Origin of the sequence: Phormidium tenue FACHB-1050 (assembly GCF_014696925.1) — a bacterium.
GTDB lineage: Bacteria > Cyanobacteriota > Cyanobacteriia > Pseudanabaenales > Pseudanabaenaceae > Pseudanabaena.
Map to the genome: position 1 here is coordinate 72,294 of NZ_JACJQY010000020.1, position 19,127 is coordinate 91,420.

21 protein-coding genes are annotated in these 19,127 nt (G+C 42.2%); 11 read left to right on the forward strand and 10 right to left on the reverse strand.

Annotated features, from left to right (window positions below; translation table 11 throughout):
• Positions 1-165 precede the first annotated feature (165 nt).
• Positions 166-684 (reverse strand): pentapeptide repeat-containing protein, encoded by a 519-nt coding sequence (locus H6G05_RS13525; RefSeq protein ID WP_190578670.1) that lies wholly within the window; start codon positions 682-684, stop codon positions 166-168.
• A 104-nt stretch (positions 685-788) separates the two neighbouring features.
• Between H6G05_RS13525 and H6G05_RS13530 the strand changes: the two genes are divergently transcribed.
• Positions 789-1,154, forward strand: coding sequence for a YraN family protein (locus tag H6G05_RS13530; protein ID WP_190578671.1), 366 nt, complete (start codon positions 789-791; stop codon positions 1,152-1,154).
• Between the two features lie 197 nt (positions 1,155-1,351).
• Here the strand turns inward: H6G05_RS13530 and H6G05_RS13535 are convergent, their stop codons facing one another.
• From H6G05_RS13535 to H6G05_RS13545, 3 genes are all read right to left on the reverse strand, one after another.
• On the reverse strand, positions 1,352-2,650 hold the full coding sequence (locus H6G05_RS13535; RefSeq protein ID WP_190578672.1) for a glycosyltransferase family 4 protein: 1,299 nt from the start codon (positions 2,648-2,650) through the stop codon (positions 1,352-1,354).
• Between the two features lie 71 nt (positions 2,651-2,721).
• Positions 2,722-3,666 (reverse strand): prolyl aminopeptidase, encoded by a 945-nt coding sequence (gene pip, locus H6G05_RS13540; protein WP_190578673.1) that lies wholly within the window; start codon positions 3,664-3,666, stop codon positions 2,722-2,724.
• Between the two features lie 109 nt (positions 3,667-3,775).
• Positions 3,776-4,555, reverse strand: coding sequence for an ABC transporter permease (locus H6G05_RS13545; RefSeq protein ID WP_190578674.1), 780 nt, complete (start codon positions 4,553-4,555; stop codon positions 3,776-3,778).
• Positions 4,556-4,735: 180 nt separating this feature from the next.
• Here H6G05_RS13545 and H6G05_RS13550 point away from each other — a divergent pair, with 180 nt between their 5' ends.
• A complete protein-coding gene (locus H6G05_RS13550; protein ID WP_190578675.1) occupies positions 4,736-5,803 on the forward strand; it encodes an AI-2E family transporter in 1,068 nt (355 codons plus the stop codon).
• A 26-nt stretch (positions 5,804-5,829) separates the two neighbouring features.
• On the opposite strand, the gene H6G05_RS13555 is transcribed toward H6G05_RS13550, so the two are convergent.
• Both H6G05_RS13555 and H6G05_RS13560 read right to left on the reverse strand, forming a co-directional pair.
• A complete protein-coding gene (locus H6G05_RS13555) occupies positions 5,830-6,111 on the reverse strand; it encodes a YciI family protein (RefSeq protein ID WP_408962476.1) in 282 nt (93 codons plus the stop codon).
• A 94-nt stretch (positions 6,112-6,205) separates the two neighbouring features.
• The gene (locus H6G05_RS13560; protein WP_190578676.1) at positions 6,206-6,379 is read right to left on the reverse strand and encodes a hypothetical protein; all 174 of its coding nucleotides are present in this window, start codon (positions 6,377-6,379) and stop codon (positions 6,206-6,208) included.
• Between the two features lie 343 nt (positions 6,380-6,722).
• On the opposite strand from H6G05_RS13560, the gene H6G05_RS13565 reads away from it, so the two are divergent.
• Positions 6,723-7,676: an NmrA family NAD(P)-binding protein gene (locus tag H6G05_RS13565; protein ID WP_190578677.1), complete on the forward strand. Its 954-nt coding sequence runs from the start codon at positions 6,723-6,725 to the stop codon at positions 7,674-7,676.
• 105 nt (positions 7,677-7,781) lie between these two features.
• Entirely contained in the window at positions 7,782-8,081 is a 300-nt protein-coding gene (locus H6G05_RS13570) for a DUF6825 family protein (protein ID WP_190578678.1), read from the forward strand.
• Positions 8,082-8,145: 64 nt separating this feature from the next.
• Here H6G05_RS13570 and H6G05_RS13575 read toward each other — a convergent pair whose 3' ends face one another.
• Complete coding sequence (locus H6G05_RS13575) at positions 8,146-9,750, reverse strand: NupC/NupG family nucleoside CNT transporter (RefSeq protein ID WP_190578679.1); 1,605 nt, start codon at positions 9,748-9,750, stop codon at positions 8,146-8,148.
• A 182-nt stretch (positions 9,751-9,932) separates the two neighbouring features.
• Here H6G05_RS13575 and rpsT point away from each other — a divergent pair, with 182 nt between their 5' ends.
• From rpsT to H6G05_RS13595, 4 genes are all read left to right on the forward strand, one after another.
• Complete coding sequence (gene rpsT / locus H6G05_RS13580) at positions 9,933-10,226, forward strand: 30S ribosomal protein S20 (RefSeq protein WP_190578680.1); 294 nt, start codon at positions 9,933-9,935, stop codon at positions 10,224-10,226.
• 279 nt (positions 10,227-10,505) lie between these two features.
• On the forward strand, positions 10,506-10,739 hold the full coding sequence (locus tag H6G05_RS13585; protein WP_190578681.1) for a DUF7219 family protein: 234 nt from the start codon (positions 10,506-10,508) through the stop codon (positions 10,737-10,739).
• Between the two features lie 330 nt (positions 10,740-11,069).
• A complete protein-coding gene (locus H6G05_RS13590) occupies positions 11,070-12,602 on the forward strand; it encodes a DEAD/DEAH box helicase (protein ID WP_190578682.1) in 1,533 nt (510 codons plus the stop codon).
• Positions 12,603-12,758: 156 nt separating this feature from the next.
• Positions 12,759-14,060: an MFS transporter gene (locus H6G05_RS13595; protein WP_322096365.1), complete on the forward strand. Its 1,302-nt coding sequence runs from the start codon at positions 12,759-12,761 to the stop codon at positions 14,058-14,060.
• Between the two features lie 322 nt (positions 14,061-14,382).
• On the opposite strand, the gene H6G05_RS13600 is transcribed toward H6G05_RS13595, so the two are convergent.
• Positions 14,383-14,943, reverse strand: a complete 561-nt coding sequence (locus H6G05_RS13600) for a hypothetical protein (RefSeq protein ID WP_190578683.1) — start codon at positions 14,941-14,943, stop codon at positions 14,383-14,385.
• A gap of 594 nt (positions 14,944-15,537) precedes the next feature.
• On the opposite strand from H6G05_RS13600, the gene H6G05_RS13605 reads away from it, so the two are divergent.
• A complete protein-coding gene (locus H6G05_RS13605; protein ID WP_190578684.1) occupies positions 15,538-17,271 on the forward strand; it encodes a zinc metalloprotease HtpX in 1,734 nt (577 codons plus the stop codon).
• A 517-nt stretch (positions 17,272-17,788) separates the two neighbouring features.
• Here H6G05_RS13605 and H6G05_RS13610 read toward each other — a convergent pair.
• Together H6G05_RS13610 and H6G05_RS13615 are read right to left on the reverse strand one after the other, a co-directional pair.
• A complete protein-coding gene (locus H6G05_RS13610; protein WP_190578685.1) occupies positions 17,789-18,208 on the reverse strand; it encodes a type II toxin-antitoxin system VapC family toxin in 420 nt (139 codons plus the stop codon).
• On the reverse strand, positions 18,205-18,453 hold the full coding sequence (locus H6G05_RS13615; RefSeq protein ID WP_190578686.1) for a FitA-like ribbon-helix-helix domain-containing protein: 249 nt from the start codon (positions 18,451-18,453) through the stop codon (positions 18,205-18,207). Before H6G05_RS13615 ends, H6G05_RS13610 begins: the two co-directional genes overlap by 4 nt.
• A 280-nt stretch (positions 18,454-18,733) precedes the next feature.
• Between H6G05_RS13615 and H6G05_RS26020 the strand changes: the two genes are divergently transcribed.
• Positions 18,734-18,886, forward strand: coding sequence for an AAA family ATPase (locus tag H6G05_RS26020; RefSeq protein ID WP_339383070.1), 153 nt, complete (start codon positions 18,734-18,736; stop codon positions 18,884-18,886).
• A 34-nt stretch (positions 18,887-18,920) separates the two neighbouring features.
• The coding region (locus H6G05_RS13625; RefSeq protein WP_190578217.1) for an IS1 family transposase at positions 18,921-19,127 on the forward strand (207 nt) is incomplete at its 3' end.

A 19,127-nucleotide genomic window follows, 5' to 3' on the forward strand; every position in this document is an offset into this window, starting at 1 on the left:
TAGCACAGATATCAGGTATTTGTATCAGTCAAACTATTTGTTAAAAATAGTTCCCAAAAATTCTGTGCTATGCACACAGAGAATCATACTCCCTAAAATAGGGTAACTTAATACAAATATGGCAATTGCCTCCAAAGTTAGGGCTTAAAGCCGATACAGTGGGATTTAGTCGCACTCAAGAGTTTCACGGGTCATTCTTCCTGTAACTGGGTTTTGCCCCTTTGCTGATAGACAGAGTTTTTGACGAATTGGCGGACGTAGATCCACATCCGTAAAGTCTGCACCATCAATGATTACGTTATTAAAAGAAGTTCCGTAAGCAAATGAGCCTTGAATGATGGCATTGGTTAAGTTTGCCTTGTCAAGACGTGCATTATCAAGCGTGCTATAGCTGAGATTTGCTCCTGTCAGATTTGACTCTTTCATATTGGCTGCAAAAAAACTGACTCCTTGTGCGTCAGCATTCACAAATGATGTATTGCGTAGATCGGACTCGTTAAACTGATAGCCTTGCAGCGATCGCTCCGAAAAGTCGGCTCCTTCGAGAAAAGCTTTCACATATACATCTGCTACAGCAAGCTGAGTGCTAGTCAAAGTTAGAGTTAGGCTCAGCAGCAGTATATTTATGACTTTAAAGATCGCTTTAAAAGTAAAATTGCGTAACGTAAAAACTGTGATTTTCATAATCTTTATGATAACTGAGTCTTAAGATAAGGAACCTATTTTTTGTGGCGCGGCAAAGCCGCGACATAAAAAAATAGATTAGTTTATTAAATCGCATAATCCTTATGGTAAAAAAAGTAGGCGATCGCGGAGAGATGCTAGTAGCCCATCTCTTACAATCGAACGGGTGGGAAATTTTAGAAACTCAGTGGCGATGTCGTTGGGGAGAGTTGGATTTGATTGCTTGTGATCGCCAATGGTTGCTATTTATTGAAGTTAAAACCCGTAGCGATCGCAATTGGGATAGTGATGGCAGTCTGGCGATTACCCCTAAAAAGCAAGCCAAACTTATTAGAGCCGCATCTATATTTTTAGGCAAATATCCCCATTTAGCAACACTTTCCTGTCGGTTTGATGTGGCTTTAGTCCGCCGTACAGCCTCAGAAGATTTTTGCTTGCAGTCTTATATTGAACAAGCCTTTGTCGCATAAATAGGCACTGGACAGTTAAAGAGTGATTGACGTATTTGAGTCTTTTTAGTCAGCATGAAATGGGCGTTTCAGCACCTATAGCTATAGCCTCCTGTATCAGGACAAATCAAAACCCAAATAGTGTGAGGCGGCGCGAAGCGCCGCCTCACACTATTTGGGTTTTATGTCCTAATAAGAATGGCGACAGCTATAGATCGCTATACAGCTTTTTCAGTTTTATAAAAACTCAATTGATTTTGTTCAATTGGTTTAGGAAATTGATCTCTTAGCCTCAGAGCGTCGATGTATTTGGGAATAGCTTGATCAATTGTGTAGTGGCGTTCTAATAATTTTCGGGCATTCTTGCCTAGGTTGTCTTGAAACTGAGGATTTGACACAAGCCAACAAATATAATCAGCTAATCCTTGAGCATCGCCATTCTCAAAACAAGCTCCACAATTGCCCTCATCCACAATTTCTCGCAAATAATTATCCGTAGGACAGATTGCTGCCACAGGTTTTCCAGCCGCTAACATGCCATACATTTTTGATGGGGCGATCGTATCACCGACATTAGGCAAAATACTTACTAACGAGAGATCACAAGCCGTTAATGAGTATGGTAAAACCTCGCGATCTTGATAAGGCAATTGCAGGGCGTTGGGCAATTGTCCCGCAGCGATCGCCTGTTTAATAATATGTGAACCTACACCATTGCCAATAAATACAAACTTTATGTCAGTCCGACTGGTGAGTAACTGGGCACATTTGAGGATGGTTTTACTATCATGGCAACGCCCTAGATTACCTGAATAAAGCACAACAAAACAATCAGTTAATCCATGGTGTTTGGCAAACCAATTTTCTGATTTGGCAAGTGGAGTAATAAATTTAGGGTCAGCCCAACTATGAATAACATGAATCTTGTCTTCGAGATGTTGATGTTTTTTAATCAAGAGTTGCTTCATTGGTTCACTGAGAACGATCAATGACTCTGATCGATTCCAAACCTTGTGATTGATAAATTCCCAAAATTTAATAACCCAATGATTATCAGCAACTACTTTTAAGCGGATGGCTACTTCAGGATAAATGTCATAAATAATGCAGCTATAGGTATGACCAGAAACTTTATTGTAAAACCATCCAATTAGTCCCAAAAATGGTGGTGCAGAAGTTAATACAAGATGGGAGCCACGAATGTCTTTACTCAGAAATTTAATTACGCATCGGGCTAAGAATAAGACACTGCCAAAAATTTTGTTGCGAATTCGCTTAGACATGAGGTGGATAGAGCCAGTGCGTCGTACAAACACCCCATTATCAATCTCTTCATGTTTGACATCCGTTTGGTTGAAAGCATATCCAGGCATCCCAGTAAACACGCTTACCTCAAATCCTTCTTCAGCTAATCCCCCCGCTAAGTCATATACAAACTGACCAGTTGCTGCATAGTCTGGTGGATAAAATTGAGTAATGATACTAATGCTAGTTTTTACGTGCTTCTTTTCCGCCATTATGTTACTCGTTAGTTGTTCTTAGTCTGTACCTGCTACAACTAGCTACGTATCAGGTTATGGGAGCGCTTTTATGGGACAAGGCGATCGCCCGCTTCAATTAAAGCGCTACGAATGCCAACCTCAGTCATGGAATGTCCTGCATCGGGCACAACAATAAACTCAGCTTCAGGAAAAGTTTGATGTAACTCCCAAGCTGTAAACATGGGACAGACCACATCATAACGACCTTGGACAATGGTTGTGGGAATATGGCGAATGCGATCAATATTTTCTAGAAGTTGCATTTCTGACAGGAAAAAGCCTTTGTTCATAAAATAGTGGCATTCTAGTCGCGCAAAGGCTTCGGCGAAGTCCTCTGTGCCAAAGCGAGCTATTAGCTCTAGATCTGGGATGAGCTTGCTAGTACTGGCTTCCCAAACTGACCAAGCACGGGCTGCTTGCGATCGCACCTGACAATCATCACTAGTGAGGCGGCGATAGTAAGCAGCAATCATATCGTGACGTTCATCGGTGGGAATTAGCTCAAGGTATTGTTCCCAAGCTTCAGGGAAAAAATAACCTGCCCCCTCTTGATAAAACCACTCTAATTCTTTGCGCCTCACCATAAAAATGCCCCTTAAAATCAAGGCTTGGCAATATTCAGGATGGGTTTCACTATAGGCAAGGGCGAGGGTACTGCCCCAACTTCCCCCAGATACAACCCAATGATCAATGTTGAGATATTTACGCAAAGTTTCAATATCTTCGACTAAATGCCATGTGCTGTTTTCGATAAGTTCGGCATGGGGAGTACTATTGCCGCAACCACGTTGGTCAAATTGGACAATTCTCCATAAGTCTGGATTAAAATATTGGCGATAAAGTGGTTGACTCCCTCCTCCAGGACCACCATGCAAAATTACTACTGGTTTACCTTGAGGATTTCCTGATTCTTCAAAATAAATAGTATGTAAATTGGAAACCTTGAGCTTTCCCTGTCTATATGGCTCGATCGCGGGATATAGTTCACGCATAAAGTGCTTTTTAAAGAATTTATGGCTTGATTAAATTATCGAAGTGACTAATATAGCAACTTAAAGCTCAAAAAAAGAAAGAGTGCAAAGCACTCTTTCTTTTTTTGACTTATAGGTGACTTTCAGTTTGTAACATCCGTTTGTAGGCGAACCAACCTGAGGCGATCGCTACGACAAAAAAACCAATCAAAAATCGAATATGTAGCACCATATCTGGACTGGTGAGTGTTTTACTATCAGTGGAGAGGGCGGTAAAGGCTTCACTCATATGATAGACAGGATTAAATTGGGTAATCAAGAGTAAATCTTTTGATAAAAAGGTAGTCGGAAAAAAGGCTCCACCTAAAATCAATAGCGGCACGCCCACTCCTGCAACCAAAGAGTTGACATCTTCGACTTTACGAGCAAATTTTGTGGCTAGGACAAACCCCATTCCCACGTAGGAGCCAATACTTGCCAAAATCACGAAAATCCCCAACGCGATCGAGCCACTAAAACGGACATCCCAGAACGCTGCCACTGTATAGATGATTAGAGTCTGTCCAATCCCGATCGCTGCATAGGCGAAGAAAATGCCGAGAAAGTAAGAAATCCCATTAATCGGCGAAATTAATAGACGCTTAATCGTTAGACTTTCCCTTTCGGAGACAATCGTAGACATCGTGCCGCCCAGACAACTAAAAAACAATGCTGAGCCGATTAAAGTCGCAGGAGCCGCTAGTTTAAAAGATTCAGCTGTCGTGATTTTTGAACCTTCTGCTAAGACAAACCCGTTTAGTAACAGCATGGAAATGGGAAAGATCACCCACAAGAGTAAAGTACGATATGTGCGAAACAGTTCTAATAAAATACGTCGCCCGATCGCGATCGCTTCATACCCATAGTTCATGTGAAATTTTTAGTGATTGAGTGGCTTGCTATGGTAATTATAAGTAGAGGCGGACAGAAGCGATGCTTTCTTACGATAACGGTCAGTCACGTCAACCAACCAAGAACTCAAGTTCTTGGCTAAAAGCTCAAGTCTGCTTCAGCAGACTAAAGAATACTTCTCAGAAGCTTAGAACCAACTGTGTTAAATGGCAAAAATTTTTTTAGTAAATATCTAAAGCGCATTGTCTTCATTGCTGTTGCGATTTATCTTGCCTTCCGATTACAACAAACTTTGCAATTATTGCTAACTAGTGTGTTTTTAGCAGGAGCAATTACACCAATCGTTGAGCAGATATCCCGTTTTCACTTTAAGTTTAATCGCTGGAAATTTGGCTTAAATAGAGTGTGGGCTGTGGTAACACTCTATTTGTTCTTATTAATAGTGATCGTTTTAGCGATCGCTCCAGCACCGCAGATTATTTTGGAACTGGGACAATTTTTTATTAAGTTGCCAAACTTATTAGAGCAAATTCAATTGCCTAAAGGCGGACTATTAAATTTTAGCCAAGATGAACTCAGGCGCATTTTCCAAACGCAGCCATTGATCGATCAAGCCCAAAATTTTGGCAAAGACATTGTTGGTCAGACTTTTGTGTTTACCTTACAAGTAGTGAACGCGATCGGGGTAGGTATTTTAAGTATGTTGATTGCTGCTTATATGGTGATCAATTCCGATAGTCTTGTGCGAAGGTGCTTGCGTCCTTTTTCTAAGGAAATTCGCCAACAGGTTGAGATTCTTATCCCACCAATTACTAGATGTCTGGGAGCCTATGTGGTGGGAAGAGTTGGCACATCTAGCTTGCTTGGTTTCTGCACATATTTAACGCTCTCTATTTTTGGAATTCCCTATGCAGGAGCCTTAGGGTTATTAGTGGCGATCGCTAATTTAATTCCTTATATCGGTGGGCTAGTGGCGCTAGTGGCAATTTTTATTGCTGCGTGGGGTGTGGATTTTAATAGAGGTGCGATCGCTCTATTTATTTGCTTTGCTCTTCAACAAATTGAAGCCTTTATCCTTCAGCCTTGGCTAGTTGCTCCCTATTTGAATCTCGATCCCTTTGAGCTTTTGCTTTCGATTATTGTGGGAGCCGAACTATTTGGCGTAGTTGGTGCGATCGTCGCTCCACCGATCGCAGGTACTAGCAGAATTCTGTTCAATCATTTTGTGGCAAGTACCAGTGATGAAAATTCTGAGACTAAAGAATAAAAGGGCGCAAAGCGCCCTTTTATTCTTTAGTAAACCTGAATCCACTCATGGATTTCATAATCTGTCCAAATGCCATTTTGCCAATAGGGATCTGACTCCACTAAATTTCTTACTGCTGCTACATCAGTCGCAACATATACCGCAAATACTTTGGTCACATCTTGGGTAGGACCAACTGTTAGCAATGTCCCGACCTCATGTAAAGCCTTAAGATTATCAAGATGGGCTTGACGAAAGGGCGTACGTTTTTCGAGAACGTTATCGCAATAGCTGCCCCACATCACAAATTTTTTAAGTTCAGTACTCAATTTCCTAGCTATTCCTATAGATATAAATTCACTACTTCAAAATAATAGAGGCGTGCAAAGCACGCCTCTATTATTCTATTGATGAGTATTGATTTTAGTTAAAAAACAAGCGATCAACAATTAATGCAACTGTAGTAGCAAAAGCAGTCACACCTATTGCTACAAGAACATTTTGTCCTTGACTAACACTAAAACAAGCAACTGCACCTGCTCCTAAACCTGCTGTAACTGCGGCAACTACTGGATCTTTAGTGGATTTGTTATACATTTTAAAAATACCGACTATTAAAAATTTTTTATGCTTAATGATTGCTAGCCTACAACAGCCACTCAAACCCATTGATGGTTCTCAATAATTCTTCTTGCTAGCCAGTATTTTTGTAATATTCAGTTACAAATCAAATAGTAAAACCCATAAAGATAAGGGCGGCGCTTTACACCGCCTTTATCTTTATGGGTTTTATAAAAATAAAATGGCTACGCCATTTTATTTTTTGGTTTTACTGTCTATAGATAGATATCGCGATCGCTGATATCGCCTACCAAAAGTTGTCACCAAATATCTGTTAGATTTATATATGTTTACAAAGTCAATTTAATAAAAAAATTTTATGAGCTTACTGATCGTTGGTGCGACAGGTACATTAGGTCGTCAAATCACCCGTCACGCACTAGATCGGGGGCTGAAAGTCAAATGTTTTGTTCGTTATCCCAAAAAAGCAAACTTCCTCAGAGAATGGGGTGCAGACTTAGTAGCAGGCAATCTGAATAATCCTCAAAGTCTGGATGATGCATTAGAAGGGGTCACCGAAGTTATTGACGCAGCCACAACTCGGGCAACTGGATCTCTCAGAATTAGAGATGTCGATTGGCTCGGCAAAGTCTCACTGATTCAAGCTGCTGAACGCGCTAAGGTTGAGCGGTTCGTATTTTTCTCAATTCTCAACGCTGAGAAATACCCTAACGTCCCCCTCATGGACATTAAATACTGCACCGAAAAATTTTTAGAATCTACCGATCTTAACTACACCATCCTCAAGCCCTGCGGATTTTTCCAAAACCTAATTGGTGAATATGCGATCCCCATCCTTGAAAATCAAACAATTTGGATTGGCGGCGAGTCTTCGCCGATCGCTTATATGAACACTCAAGACATCGCCAAGTTTGCTATTCGCGCCTTGACTGTTAAAGAAACTGAGCGTCAATCCTTTGCGATCGCAGGACCAAAAGCATGGCAACCCAGCGAAATTATCAAACTTTGCGAAAGAATGTCAGGACGCACCCGCAGAACCGCCAACATGCCCCTTGGGTTATTACGCTTTGCGCGTAAGGTGGCTCTGGGCTTTGAATGGGGTTGGAGTTTTGCGGAGCGCATGACCTACGCCGAAGTTCTTGCTAGTGGCATTCCTCTTGATGCTGACATGAAGGAAACTTACAAAATATTTGGCTTGGAAGAAGACGATATCACTACTCTTGAAGCCTATATGCAGGACTACTTTAGCCGTATTCTTAAGAAGTTGAAGGAGCTAGATTACAAAGAACCAAAAATTAAAGCACCTTTCTAAAGCACATAGCCCTTGATGTGCGGTCTATGCTTTTCAGGTTTGTTATCATGATGTAGACATCAAACCAAACAGCTTCAAAATAATTAAACCCAATAATTAAAAAACATGAGCAAATCACCATTAGACGCTTTCTTTATTGGTAGAGCAACGGCTGAGGCTGTAATTGATCGCATTGAAGAAACGGTAACTGAGGCTCTTAGTGCCTTAGGCAAATTTGATGCCGAACAACGGGAACAGATTCGTATTTTCGTCGAAACCGTCTTGGAAAAAGCCGAACAACAAAAGGGAACTGTTACCACTGATGATAGTGATATCGATCCTGATGAGTTGCAAGAAACTATTGATAACCTCCGCGCCGAAATTGCTCAACTAAAATCTGAATTGCAGCAATATCGGAATCAATAAAAAAAGGAGCGCGTTGCGCTCCTTTTTTTATGATAAAAGCCTTGCATTGCAAGGCTTTTATTTTTTAACGTGTTGTCGGCAAAGTAGGTGATGCTTTCGGTGAAACGCTAGGCACAGGACTTGTACTATTAGGCGACACACTTGGTAAAGGACTAGGTGACGCTTTAGGAGTAGCACTTGGTGAAGCTGTCGTTTGAGGCTGAACTTGTGCTGGCTCAGCTTTTTTCTTCTCGCCTAAAATGCTAGGACTGCCATCGTCAAACACACCCGCAATACAAGAAATCATCAAGGTCGCTAAAGTACCCACAAATAAAGCCTTCCAACCCAGATCAGAAATATCACGGCGACGCGATGGAATCAAAGCAATTGTGCCACCCACGAAAATTCCTACAGAGGCTAAATGGGCAAAGCCTGATAATGCATAGCTAACAATAATCACGGTGCGATCGCTGATCGTACCAGCTTGAGCAGCCTGAGCCAAAGCTTGATAAGGTGGGATCGCTGTTTCTAGTAGTCGCCGACCAATGATCACTGAAGCTGGCCAAGAATCCTCTAATGATACTCCTGTCAGCAAAGTCAAAGGATAAAATAATGCTCCTTGAATATTAGGGAGATTAACCACTTTAAAAATATCGTTAATAGTTGCTAGCCAAGCAAAAATTTGATTAACCAGATCCACTAAACCCACAATTAAAATCAAAATTGCAGCGATCGAAGCAGCCATCTTCAAGCCATCCAAAGCGCCAATAATTGTGGCATCCATGGGACTCATCCGCTTCATTGCTTCGCCACCGGCATTTTCTAGTTCACCCTCTTCATCAGATTTTGAGGATTTATCCTCCTTGGGGATACCACCCATTGTTAGCGGTTCACCTGTTTCAGGCACAAGGATTTTTGACAACACAAAACAAGCGGGAATCGCAATAATCGAAGCTGAAACTAAGTGTCCAAGAATATTTGGAAAAACTGGTCGTAAAAAGCTCACATAAATCGCCAAGGTCGAAGAAGCCGCTGTCCCAAAGCAACAAGCCAAGATTGCACATAATTCACTGCGAGTCATCTTAGGCAAATAAGGCTTGACCACGATCGCTGCCTCAATACCTACAAAAATATTGGCGGCTCCACTCAGAGCCTCAGCACCGCTCAAACGCATTGTCCAGAAAAAGAGCTTAGCAAAAACCTCCACGACCTTTTGAATGATCCCCAAATTTTCCAGTAGCGCCATGAAGCCTGAGAAGAAAACTACCGCAGGCAAGGCTCGAAAAGCAAATACATAAGCCAAACGGTTCGTTGTGCAATAATTTGCAGCCGAGTTTGCCACACTGGTCAGATCATCTAATAAAACCTGCCCAGGGGGACAAGTACCATTGGGGCTTAGTGGCAATAATGCATAAGGCTCTTGTCCTGTAGGTGGGACAAGCAAACGTCCAAATACAAATCTTGCGCCAGTATCCGCCGATGCAAAGATGCCATCTAGCAGACCGCTAAACCACCGTAACCCTTCTCTAGTTTGGGGCTGCTGAAAAACTAAATAGCCAAGTACTAACTGCAAGCCAATTCCCCAGATAATGACGCGCCAAGGAATGACTCGACGATCTTCCGAAAAGATCCAAGCTATAAAGCACAAGCCAAAAATGCCAAAGAAAGAAACAAAATTCAGGTAGGTCATGGGCGTTTGAGGGTGAGATTAGTCAACATAGAGATCCAAGAAAGTCCAAATCCAGAACAGCAATCCCAAAGCAAATTCAAAAATCAATTAAAAAGTAAATTGGTTTTATAGTTGCAAAATCTAATCAAAATGTTACGATGATAAATGCTTTAAACCATGTCATTTCGCTAAAGGAATAAACTGTGGCAAACATCAAGTCCGCCAAGAAGCGCATTCAGATCGCTGAGCGTAACCGTCTGCATAATAAATCATATAAGTCAGCCGTCAAGACTTTAATGAAAAGCTATTTAGAAGCAGTTGATGCCTATAAGGCAAATCCAACGCCTGAAGCCCTAGAAGCAGTTAATGCTAAACAGTCTTTGGCTTATAGCAAGATTGATCGCGCTGTCAAGCGTGGAGTTCTCCACGGCAACACAGGTGCGCGTCGCAAATCAAAGCTCGCTGTCGCCCTCAAAAAAGTTACTGCTACAAACTAATAGTAATTAACCAATGATAAATTAGCGTTTTCCGAGCATTAGCAACTAAAAGTGTTTAAGTAGCTCATGGCACTGGGGGCTTAAATCATCTTTGCTATAATTTAATTCGGATAACGATTCAGGATTAGTCACTTTGGGCTTGCGGTCTTATAACGTTTTGTTGGCGACCCGAAATAATCGGGCAGGTTGCAGAATAATCGCTTTTCCCTACAGTTTTCTACGTCTGCGATCATGAGGTCTTCTCAACCTGTCCAGCCTATACCCTTTGGCTAAATCTAGATGTCTAACCTTGATAAAGAGAGCTTCTTGAACCCTATCTCTAATTTTAGAGGTGAGTTCACTCCGCAAAATTTAGCCTTTGATGCTAATCTGCAAGAGTTTACTAATCGTATTTCGATTATTTGTGCTTTAGAAACTGGGGGTAAGATTTCGCCTAATGAAGCTTATCTACAGATCAAAGAACTTTGGAAAAAGTTAGATGCATCCAGACAAAATCTTTTAGGCGACGACTAATTTATCTTGAAATGCTATATCAGAGTAGATCATCAACTCTTTTACACCCATACCATAGACATAAATCCACTAAAAGATTGTTTACAATCTTTAACATAGGTTTATACTAGAAACAATTAACTTCATTTTGCTGATTTCTCCCATTGCATGACTATCCAAAGCAATCTAATCTTTGGAAGCTGAGGTTTTCATAGAAAAGCTCTTTTTAAACCGCTTAAAATTTAGGGCAGAGATGTCCTTCGGCTTTGTTAGTGATTGTTTATCCCGTGCGATTGGCAGAATAGGCGAACTGTTCGTAGAACAAATTTGCTGCAAATCTTAGGATCATCCATGCCCTCATCTTTTCTTTCTCTCGGTATTTCTGAAGCACGAGTTGCTAAGCTTGAAGCGATTGGCTTTACAGAGCCTACAGCTATTCAAGAACAAGCAATTCCTCAACTGCTCGCAGGAGCAGATGTACTTGGTCAAGCTCAAACTGGTACTGGTAAAACAGCAGCCTTTGCTCTGCCAATTTTAGAGCGCTTAGACTTGACCAACGACTCATTACAGGCGTTGATTTTAACTCCAACTCGTGAATTGGCTATTCAAGTTGGACAAGCGCTACGTAGCTTTAATACCAAACCTGGTGCAAAGATTCTCACCGTATATGGTGGATCTGACATCAGTCGCCAAATGGTTCAATTGGAACGTGGTGTCCATGTAGTCGTTGGTACTCCTGGTCGTGTCATCGATTTGATGGAACGTGGGAAGCTAAAATTAGAGCACCTTGCTTGGTTTGTTTTGGATGAAGCAGACGAAATGCTCAACATGGGCTTCATTCAAGATGTTGAAAGGATTTTGGTAACCACTCCTTCTACTAAACAAAGTACTTTCTTCTCGGCAACTATGCCTCCTGCGGTAAAGCGCTTGGTAAAGAACTTCTTGAAGTCTCCTGTAACTGTCAAGGTGGAGACTCAAGATTCTACACCTACTCGTATTGATCAACAGATTTATCTGGTTCCTTATCATTTGACTAAGGAAGAGGCTTTGCTGCCTGTTCTAGAATACGAAGCTCCAACTTCAGCCATTATCTTTGTACGGACTAAGGATTCGGCAAGCCGCCTGACTGAGATTCTGCAATCTTCTGGTCACAGTGTTGATGAGTATCACGGTAACCTCTCTCAGTCTCAGCGCGAAAATCTATTGCGTCGCTTCCGTAACCAACAAGTACGTTGGGTTGTCGCAACTGACATTGCAGCGCGTGGTTTGGATATTGATGGTTTGACCCATGTGTTTAACCTTGATATTCCTGACGATCCTGAGCGCTATGTTCACCGTATTGGACGCACTGGACGCGCTGGCAAAAAGGGAACTGCGATTACTCTGATTTCTGGAAAAGAGCGCTACAAGTTGCGTCAATTGGAACAGCAAGTGGGAATGCCTTTGCCTCCTCAGCCATTGCCTAATGTTGCTCAAATTCAAGAGCGTCGCATCGGTCGCTTCACTGAGCAAATTCTAGAGGCTCTGTCTGGCGAGCGTTTGGCTTCGTTTTTACCTTTAGTATCGCAATTGGTTGAGGATTATGATCCTCAAGCGATCGCTGCCGCAGCTTTACAACTTGCCTATACTCAACTGCAATCGGATAAAGCAGAACAAGCTGCATTGCAAGTTTTGGCTAAGCAACCTCACAGTCCTTCTGGTGGACGCGATCGCGATGGCGGTGGTTACAACAGTGGTAGACCAATCAAGCGTGGTCAAAGTGGTTATCGTGGCGATGGCGGCGGTGGTCGTTCAGGTGGCGGTGGTCGTGAAGGTGGATATGACTCTCGTCGTCCTACCCGTTCTGGTGATCGCGATCGTTCTTCGGCTCCAGTTAAGTACTAGAACTAAGTCAGAGGAGTTGCTTCTCAACTCCTCTGATTGGGAACTAATTCACCCGATCGCTTGATATCTCTACTCTAGAGATTAAGAGATAATCTTAAATAAGTAATCGCAGCCCAAGTCATTGATAGGGATATCCATAAAGTGGAATTCTCTTAAGTGACTTGGGCTCCATATTTTAATGGTCATATTCAGATCATGCAGTCTTTAACTACTTTTTCTAATCTTGATACGAACCTTCGCAAAAATCTGACTGCGATTTTTTTGGCTGGTCTATTTTTCTGGTCGAGCATGGCTTCCCAGTTGCCTACCTTGCCGCTCTACATTCGCACCTTAACGCAGTCCTTTGACGAAATTGGGATCATTATGGGTTCCTTTGCGATCGGATTGCTCGTTTGTCGTTCCTATCTGGGGAGACTTGCTGATCGTAAAGGTAGACGCTACACCATGAGAATTGGGTTGATTGTAGCGGCTATAGTTCCCTTATGTTATGCATTATTACCATCTATCCCTTTATTAATGTTCTTTCGCGCAGTGCATGGGATCAGCATTGCCGCTTTTGCCGCTAGCTATAGTGCTTTAGTTTCTGACCTTGCGCCCATTGAGAAACGGGGTGAAGTGATTGGCTACATGAGCTTAGTCAATCCTTTAGGATTGGCTTTGGGCCCTGCGATTGGAGGATTGATGTATGAAGCTTGGGGATACCAACCTCTGTTTGTCTCAGCCTCTTTGTTAGCATTGGCTGGGCTGTTGCTGACAACTCAAATTGAAACGGAAGGAAATATTGGCGATCGCCAAGTTTCCTCAACAACTAGTGCAAAAGTAGGATTTTGGAAGACATTCCTTAATCCTCGAGTCAGAGTTCCTTCTACGGTTTTATTGCTAGTGGGACTCGCCTTTGGAACGCTTAGTTCTTTTATGCCAATTTTGATGCAGCAAAAACATATCGCGTTGAATGCGGGCTTGTTCTACATGGCGGCAGCATTATCTGGTTTTATTATTCGTTTCCCTGTGGCGAGACTTAGTGATGAATGGGGGCGTGGCATTTTCATTTCGATTGGTATCTTCTTTTATGGCTTGTCGATGGCTATTATCTATTTCGCCGATCATGACTATGCATTTTTATTGTCGGGAATTGCCGAAGGGCTTGGCTCTGGCATTGTGATTCCTTCGGTGGTAGCTTTGCTCGCCGATCGCACGGTTCCACAGGAGCGCGGCTATGTATTTGGAATGACATGGATCGGTTTTGATGTGGGGATCGCCTTGGCGGGTCCAATTATGGGCAAGATGATTGGGTTAGTGGGCCTCACCAATATCTTTGCGATCGCGACAGGTTTGTGTGTGATAGGAATGGTTGTTTTTGCTACGCAGTCTAATAAAACGGTGTCTGAGTCCTTTAAATTTGCGATCGGTAAAACGAGCGATCGTTATGCGGTCAAATCCATAGCCATTCATGTTTAATACCAAATTAAGAAATGGCTCCGCCATATCTTAATTTAAAAAACCTTACTGGGCTTGGTTTTTGATTCACAAAAGTGTTGTCACACTTTTGTGAATTGGGATAATTACAGCAAAACCAAAAAGAATGATTGCGACGCAAAGCGTCGCAATCATTCTTTTTGGTTTTAAGATACTGCGAAACACGCTACATCTTATGTATAGATACCGTCGATTGTGTTAGGACAAAATCAAAACCCAAGAAGAGAATGGCGGCGCTTCGCGCCGCCATTCTCTTCTTGGGTTTTATGTCCTCATACACTTGGCGACAGCTATATAGATAACTCTAGTTAGACATTGATGGAGAGCTAGGCTCAGGAGTTGTAGCCGTATCAATTTTGCTTTCGGTTGAGGAAGTAACCGCTCTCGGTTGATAAAGTGACATAGAGCCTACAATCGGAATCGCAGAGGGACAACTATCGGTCTTATACCAAACGCGCTTACCTGAAGTTAAACCCTCACTAGCAGGACTTTGTAGCGTAGTGCAATTTCTTTCTGTTTCATGAATTGAAAATGCACCCATGTTTGAGAGTAAGCCTTGACTGACCACATCAATATAGCGATCGCGATAGATTCCTTGAACAATATTGCGATTGTAGAGACTGGCTGAAGTACCGACTTTGAGCGCGTATTTGTCAATCATCCAGTTAGGAACGAAGTAATTGTTAGATTCGCCCGCACTGTTTTTGAAGGTAACAATATTACCAGAAATCTTTTCGATGACTTGAGAAGTAGTGCTGTCGAGGTACTCACCCATAGGTTGCGCCTTGACTGCTGTGACTGATGTTGTGGAAGCGATCGCGATCGAAATCGCACTGAAAAAGCAACTGAGAATAATTTTCTGCATAGTTTTGAATCTCTAAAGATACTGTTTTGTTTTTTGGTGTCTACTCCTTTAACGATGGCAAGACTCGGTTTAAACTCCTGCATGAATTGATTGACTACTGCACAAAACTTATCCTCTTAAATTAAGGAGCAGTGTTTCACGCTGTCCCTTAATTATTCGGCACTATAGCAACGCAAGAGATAGATAGGACAAATCAAAACCAAAAAGATGAGTGGCGGCGCGAAGCGCCGCCACTCATCTTTTTGGTTTTATGTCCTAAGCAAAACTTACATTGCTATAAGACTAATTCACAAAAGTATCGTTATATTTTGGGGATTTAAAAACTATAGCAACGTAAGAGATAGCTCGGACAAAAATCAAAACTCAAAAGATGAGTGGCGGCGCGAAGCGCTGCCACTCTTTGGTAAGCAAAACTTACATTGCTATAAACCCCGTAAAGGTTGTAAGCACATAAAATGGCGTAGCCATTCTGTGTGCTGCTATAGGGCGATCGCTATATCATATTTATATTGAATTATGGGTATGTTTTTAGAGCATGTCGTTACGAAAACATCACGATACGGGACTAATACTCAATAACTTAGAGAGGATTTTATGTCCGCACCAGACTCCGAATTACCCCAAAAAGCAGGGCGAGCCGCTCAAGCTGGCGCAAGTCTAGCCACAGCCAAAATCGTAGGAAATCTTGCCCTTGCCTCTAGTATTACGATCGCCCTACTGGTAGGGATTGTATTTTCATTAGTTACCGCCACAATCTTTATCGTCAATAGCCCCGATCCAGTTCTTGGTTTTGGCGTTGCCGTAATTGTCACAATTGTGGTAAATGCGATTATTTTCTTTGTGTCACCTTGGATCATGGACTTAACCCAAGGTTGGCTCTACCACACACGCTGGGTGCAGATTGAAGAAATCGAACGCCTCAGCCCTGAATCAGCCCAAGCAATTCAGCGCATTTGCAGTCTCAAAAATCTAAAGCAACCGCGTCTTGGTCTTATTGACGACAATAACCCCACTGCTTTTACCTATGGTGCTTTGCCAGATAGCGCCCGTTTGGTGGTTAGTGCAGGGTTGTTCAAATATCTTGATGATGATGAAGCTGCTACAGTTTATGCCCATGAACTTGGTCATATAGTTCATTGGGATTTTGCAGTGATGACCGTTGCTTCGACATTAGTGCAAATTACCTATTTGCTGTATGTCACTATCCGCGAAATCGGCAGAAAAGTTAATGATGAACGTGCTGAAAATGCAGCCATGATCACGGCTTTTATTGCCTATGGGTTTTATATCGTCGGTACATATTTGCTGCTATATCTATCGCGCACTAGAGAATATTTCGCTGATCATTTTGCGGCGGAACAAACGGGTAATCCTAATGCTCTATCCCGTGCTTTAGTCAAAATCGCCTATGGCATTGTCCAAGAGACTGAAACATCAAAGGAGCCAAGTCGATTGCTGCAAGGCACTCGCGCCCTTGGTATTTATGATGCAACCGCAGCCGCTTCTACTGGTACTGCTTACCAAATTTCTTCTTCTCCCGAAAAAGTTGGTCGCCTATTCCTTTGGGATTTATTCAATCCTTGGGGCTGGTGGATGGAGTTAAACTCTACCCATCCCCTTACAGGTAAGCGAGTTCGCGCTCTCAGTAACTATGCTGAGCAGTTAGGGCTGGATATGGAGTTTGATATGGGTCGGGTGGTTGCCGAAGGTAAGCAACTTGATAAGAAGCGTCTCTATGGCACTTTCTATCAAGATGTCCTGCTCTATGGTGCAGAATTTATCGCCATTGTGATTGGTTTAGCGATCGGAGCGGTTCTGGTTAAAAGCATCGGTGGTTTAAAAGCATTTATTGCCATTCCACTTCTATTACTAGGTGCTGTGATGATCTTTAAGCGATCGGTCATGTACCCCAGTTCTAAGAACGCTCCTGCGAATGATGTGATTACGCTCATGTCTGATGCCTATGCTAGTCCTCTGCGTGGTCAACCTGTGCAATTGGAAGGAACTCTTATCGGGCGTGGGGATGCTGGTTATGTTTTTGGTTCTGATCTGAAGTTACAGGACAAAACTGGCATGATGTATCTGCTCTATGCTTCACGTTGGGGTCCTCTAGGGAATTTCTTCTTTGGCATGAAGCGCGTACAGGGCTTGATTGGAATGGAAACCACTGCAAAAGGTTGGTTCCGTCGTGGTATTGCCTCTTGGATGGATTTAGAACTTCTATCTACTACCAATGGCAACAAAGTTTCCAGTCATCCTGCTTTTTGGGGACTGTTATGGTCAATCATCTTTTTGGTTGTAGGCGCGTTACTATTTCTTTCTAAATAGTTTTTAGCTTATACAAAAGCAAAAAAGAGAGGGCGATCGCCCTCTCTTTTTTGCTTCGTATAGCAATGTAAGTTTTACTTAAGCTTTCAATTTGACTGGTAAGCGATCGCTAAAGATGCAAAGGTCAATCTGCCCGAAACAACACAAGAATTTTTACATGAAGTTGAAGAATACTTTGCCTGTGATGCCAATGAGATGGAACAATCGAACTTTACATTGTTTTGCTAGACCTAAATCATCTGCTGTATTCGTAAGTGTTAAGCTCCTTGCTCAAAGGTTGTATAGACGCAAAGCAACCCCGCAAAGCCTTATAATAGTAAGACACTTAGTAAGAATTGCCGATCGCACGCGGGGAAAGCAATGCCAAGCCATGCAAGGAGAATTTGATTAGCGTATGACTGAAATCTTAGAAGATCGCATTATCCCCACAGACCTGCGCGGTGAAATGTCGAGATCGCGCTAAAAATAAGTCTTGATGGCGATCGCCCCTATACCAATCAACTGCGTATTTTTATCTTTAACATTCCCAAGGATTGACCAGAGTTATTTGACAGTCACAAAAATCTGTAATATTACGAGTTGCTAGTACAGCATTTTTAGAAAGAGCGATCGCTGCAATTTGAGCATCAGCTTGGGCGATCGGTTTACCAATTTGTCGCCGCAATGAGGCTAACTTTGCATATTCCAGAGCCGCCGCACTATCAAAAGTCAAAATCCGCTCTAAAAAATCTTGCTGAAACATCTGCCGCACTGCTCTCTCCATATCACTACGGCGTTTTCCTACAGGCAGTAGAGCAAGTCCGTAATACATTTCCGCCTGTGTAATTGTGGTGACAAAGACTTCTGATGAAACTTGCCGTGCAATCCAATCCATAACTGTATGATTAGGAACTGCTCTCATAAATTCTGAAAGCACATTTGTATCGAGGATAATCATACATCCTCGAATAATGGGCGATCGCGAATCGGTTCTCTCTCAATTGATGGCAAATCAAGTCCACCTAAATTTGCGAAGCGCTGATGGATAGATTCACCAAGACTCTTTGGAGTATCTTCTTGTGCAAGAACATCTTTGAGGATTACCCGTACCTCTTCTTCCATAGAACGCCCTAACCGCGCTGCCCTAATTCGCAGTTTAGCCTTGAGAGCATCATCTAAGTTCCGAATCGTAATGTTAGCCATCTTTGCAATCAATTAGTGATGTCAATGATAGCATGAGTTAGGTTGGATTAGTGGGGCAAGCAGTGCAAGGCGATCGCTCTAAGAATATGTCATGAGCGATCAGCCTAACACTGAGATAGACTAAATTTTTTGTACTCTGAACACAGCTTTGCATGACAACATACGTTTGTAAAAGGATACTTCAAATATAAGATGTTCTTTAAGATAAGAATCTGATTTAAATTACTAAATTGTCGCAAAAGTATTATAATTAAATCATTAATTAAGTGATAGTAAAACTGTGTATATATCTAAGATTCATATCCAAGGATTTAGAAACTTCCAAAACAAAGAGATTCTTTTTAATGATGGGGTCAATGTTATCATCGGTCATAACAATGCAGGTAAGATAAATCTTCGCTCATATGGGGAAGCAGGTGAAATGGCAAAATAGGAGGGAGTCATTTTCATGAATCGATAGAGATGCCATGATCAAATTTCCCCTGACGGAATTGTTAGATGAGCAAGCCTGCTATGAATGGTTATTAGAAATTCTACATCCGAAAGGATTGTATTGTCCCAATGGACACGCAATACCAGTGGGACAAGCGCCACACGATCGCCAACGTACACCAATCGTCAAATACAAGTGTCGGGAATGTGGGAAAGTGTTCCATATTTTTACAGGGACAGAC

Coding starts and splice junctions, on each gene's coding strand:
- H6G05_RS13525 (WP_190578670.1), bottom strand. CDS start 684: ATGAAAATCACAGTTTTTACGTTACGCAATTTTACTTTTAAAGCGATC.
- H6G05_RS13530 (WP_190578671.1), top strand. CDS start 789: ATGGTAAAAAAAGTAGGCGATCGCGGAGAGATGCTAGTAGCCCATCTC.
- H6G05_RS13535 (WP_190578672.1), bottom strand. CDS start 2,650: ATGGCGGAAAAGAAGCACGTAAAAACTAGCATTAGTATCATTACTCAA.
- pip (WP_190578673.1), bottom strand. CDS start 3,666: ATGCGTGAACTATATCCCGCGATCGAGCCATATAGACAGGGAAAGCTC.
- H6G05_RS13545 (WP_190578674.1), bottom strand. CDS start 4,555: ATGAACTATGGGTATGAAGCGATCGCGATCGGGCGACGTATTTTATTA.
- H6G05_RS13560 (WP_190578676.1), bottom strand. CDS start 6,379: ATGTATAACAAATCCACTAAAGATCCAGTAGTTGCCGCAGTTACAGCA.
- H6G05_RS13565 (WP_190578677.1), top strand. CDS start 6,723: ATGAGCTTACTGATCGTTGGTGCGACAGGTACATTAGGTCGTCAAATC.
- H6G05_RS13570 (WP_190578678.1), top strand. CDS start 7,782: ATGAGCAAATCACCATTAGACGCTTTCTTTATTGGTAGAGCAACGGCT.
- H6G05_RS13575 (WP_190578679.1), bottom strand. CDS start 9,750: ATGACCTACCTGAATTTTGTTTCTTTCTTTGGCATTTTTGGCTTGTGC.
- H6G05_RS13585 (WP_190578681.1), top strand. CDS start 10,506: ATGTCTAACCTTGATAAAGAGAGCTTCTTGAACCCTATCTCTAATTTT.
- H6G05_RS13590 (WP_190578682.1), top strand. CDS start 11,070: ATGCCCTCATCTTTTCTTTCTCTCGGTATTTCTGAAGCACGAGTTGCT.
- H6G05_RS13600 (WP_190578683.1), bottom strand. CDS start 14,943: ATGCAGAAAATTATTCTCAGTTGCTTTTTCAGTGCGATTTCGATCGCG.
- H6G05_RS13605 (WP_190578684.1), top strand. CDS start 15,538: ATGTCCGCACCAGACTCCGAATTACCCCAAAAAGCAGGGCGAGCCGCT.
- H6G05_RS13610 (WP_190578685.1), bottom strand. CDS start 18,208: ATGATTATCCTCGATACAAATGTGCTTTCAGAATTTATGAGAGCAGTT.
- H6G05_RS13615 (WP_190578686.1), bottom strand. CDS start 18,453: ATGGCTAACATTACGATTCGGAACTTAGATGATGCTCTCAAGGCTAAA.